At 72.5% G+C, this 2750-nt stretch carries 6 protein-coding genes; all 6 read right to left on the reverse strand.

The window, feature by feature from the left end; translation table 11 throughout:
• Positions 1-239, reverse strand: a 239-nt coding sequence (locus I4I78_RS31660; protein WP_218615185.1) for a DUF4235 domain-containing protein, incomplete at its 3' end; no start/stop codon positions are given.
• The gene (locus I4I78_RS31665) at positions 236-562 is read right to left on the reverse strand and encodes a DUF3618 domain-containing protein (RefSeq protein ID WP_218615186.1); all 327 of its coding nucleotides are present in this window, start codon (positions 560-562) and stop codon (positions 236-238) included. The genes I4I78_RS31660 and I4I78_RS31665, both read right to left, overlap by 4 nt.
• Positions 546-974 (reverse strand): phage holin family protein, encoded by a 429-nt coding sequence (locus I4I78_RS31670; protein ID WP_218615187.1) that lies wholly within the window; start codon positions 972-974, stop codon positions 546-548. The genes I4I78_RS31665 and I4I78_RS31670 overlap by 17 nt, the downstream gene beginning before the upstream one ends.
• Before the next feature lie 194 nt (positions 975-1168).
• On the reverse strand, positions 1169-1663 hold the full coding sequence (locus I4I78_RS31675) for a CinA family protein (RefSeq protein ID WP_308252476.1): 495 nt from the start codon (positions 1661-1663) through the stop codon (positions 1169-1171).
• 9 nt (positions 1664-1672) lie between these two features.
• Positions 1673-2332, reverse strand: coding sequence for a GAF and ANTAR domain-containing protein (locus I4I78_RS31680; protein WP_218615189.1), 660 nt, complete (start codon positions 2330-2332; stop codon positions 1673-1675).
• A gap of 156 nt (positions 2333-2488) precedes the next feature.
• Positions 2489-2750: ANTAR domain-containing protein (locus tag I4I78_RS31685; protein WP_218615190.1), on the reverse strand; the 262-nt coding region annotated here is incomplete at its 5' end.

The following is a 2750-nucleotide window of genomic DNA, read 5'->3' on the forward strand; positions in this document are numbered from 1 at the left end:
ACGGCGAAGACCGCACCCTGCAGCGCCGCGGCGAAGACGATCTCGCCGAGCGGGCGACCGACCTCGAGCGCGCCGGGCGGGTCCGGCGACCGGTTCGATCCGACGCTCTGCCAGACCTTCCTGACCACCACGTTGGCCAACAGCCCGCCGACGACCGAGCTGGTCACGCCGACCGGACGGTAGAGGATCTTCGCCGTCTTGCTGGCCGGCGCACCGGCGTCGGCGGCTCCGGTGTTCATCGCTGCCTGCGACGGCGCACGAGGGCCACGGCGACGGCACCGACCAGCGCGGCCACGACGACACCGGCGAACCCCTTCGTCGCCCCGCTCGGGTTGCCCCGGCCGTCGGTCGCGGCGGCCCTGAGCCGGGCGGTCTCGACCCGCATCCGTTCCCGAGTGTCCTCGACCTGGCTGCGGGCCTGGGCGCGGACGTCGAGCTTGCCCGCCAGGGCGTCGACGGTCTCACCGAGGTCGGCCCGGGTCGCCTCGATGTCGGCGACGACCCGTTCGGCGTCGGAGTCCGGGCCGGGCTGCGGATCGCGTGGATTATCGGGTGTGGTCACGGTGACGAGCCTCCTGCACTTCCTCGACGTCCAGCTTCACGTTGCTCACGGTGCGCTCCGGTGTGGGCGACACCTTCTGCGTCTCGTTCCTGCCCCGCAGCCCCAGGAGCCCGGCGACGATGAACACGACGGCGGTCACGATCAGCGCCGACGCCCACAGCGGGAGCACCAGGGCCAGGGCGATGATCGCCGTCGCGATCGCCGCCCCCAGCCCGAACAGCGCGAGCACTGCGGCTCCGCTGAGCAGGCCGGCCCCCTTCCCGGACTGCTTCGCGGTGTCGCGCAGTTCGATCTGCGCCAGGGCGAGCTCGTCGCGGACCAGGCGCGACGTCTGTTCGGACAGCCGGGTCATCAGCTCCCCGACCGATGGGTCCGTCGCCGACGCGTGCCGGTCCGGATGCGGTCCCGTCATCTCGTTCCTCCTCGGGTGTTCGTGACGTGCGAGGTCGCGGTGCTCGGTCTGTGCGCGTGCGGGGACGGGCCCGGCGACCCGCTCCCGACGAGGTCACGGGGGCGAGTGCCCGGGCGCGGACCGACTCATTCCTCCCGGCGACGACGAGTTGCGCGACCCGCGCGGCGAGCGACCGGCCAGCCGGACCGACCGGGTCAGTCGCCCGTGGCCGGGAGCGAGCGCAGCCACGCGACGATCGCCTCCAGCACCTCCTCCGCCGCCCGGACACACACCTGCTCCGGCTCACCGTGCAGCTCGCGCCGCACGACTCGTTCACCGGTCGCGTCGGCCACCCCGAGGTAGATCGTTCCGGGGGCGCATCCGTCCTGCGGGTCGGGCCCGCCGGCGCCGGTGACCGCCGCCGCCACGTCCGCACCCAGCAGGCTCCGCACACGCCGGACCATGGCCAGCGCCGCCTGCTCGCTGACCACCGGCCCGGCGGGCACCTCGAGCAGGTCGTGCTTGACGGCGCTGGAGTAGCTCACGACCGCCCCGCGGTACCACTCGCTCGCTCCCTCGGCCGCCGCCAGTGACGCCGAGACCATTCCGCCGGTCAGCGACTCGGCGACACCGATGCTGACGCCACGGGCACTGGCGAGGTGTGCCACCTCGGCAGCCAGCTGGTCACGGTGAGATCGTTGGGTACCCACCGCCCACGTCTACCACGACCGCGGCGAACCAGTCCCGGTCGTCGCGTCCGATCCGGAGCCGGAGGCGAGCCAGGCCGCGACGTCGTGGAGCTTGGTGTTGGTCTCCTGCGAGCTGCGTACGAGAAGGTCGAAAGCCTGGTCGGCGGACAGGTCGAAGCGTTCCATCAGGATGCCCTTGGCCTGCCCGATCATGTCGCGCGTGTCGAGGGCGCGCCGCAGGTTCGCCACGGCGTGCGCGCCGTACACGACCACGCCCACGTGCAGGGCGAACGCCTCGCCGAGGACACGGTCGAGGTGTGCGAACCCGGCGCGGCGGACGGAGTAGAGGTTGACCGCCCCGGGTGCCGCGCCGTGCGGGGCCATCGCGAACGACATCAGGCTGCCGATGCCCGCGTTGACCGCGGCCGGGGCGAAGCGGGGCCAGCGGTCCTCCTCGGCGAAGTCGTCGACCTGGACCACGGAGCTGGTGCCGCTCGTCTGCACGGTCACGCACGGCCCTTCACCGAGCTGGGCCTGCAGGGCGTCGAGGTCGGCGATGCGGGGGTCGCTCGGCGCGCGGGTGACCAGGGCGCCGTCCTCGGTCATGGTGATTCCGCCGTAGTCGGCTCCCGGCACGTTGGCCACAGCGACCTCGATCAACCGGGTCAGGGTCTGATCGAGGTCCTCCAACGCACCTCGTTCGGTCATCCGAGCCGCGCCCTCACCCAACATCGCGGTCAGCGCACTCAACTCGTCGGGGCGCACCCGGGTCACTTCCTCTCGTGGGGCTCGTCGCGAGACGGCCTGGTCATCGATTACCGCGGTGTCGCCCGGAGCAGCGGGAGATCATCGGGCGTGCAGGGCCTCGTCGAGGACCTGCACCGCGACCTCACGCAACTTGGTATTGGTGTGCTGCGACCGGCGTCGAAGCACGTCGAACGCGTCCGCGGCGTCGATCCGGGCTCGCACCATGATCACTCCGATGGCCCGGTCGATGGTGCTGCGCGAGTCCAGCGCGGTCTCGAGGTGCTGGTTGCGGTCCTCGCCGGCGGCCAGGCGGGCGGCCAGGGCGACCGCGCCGGCGATCTGTCCGGCGAAGTCGACCCCG

Source organism: Pseudonocardia sp. KRD291 (assembly GCF_019263595.1).
GTDB lineage: Bacteria > Actinomycetota > Actinomycetes > Mycobacteriales > Pseudonocardiaceae > Pseudonocardia.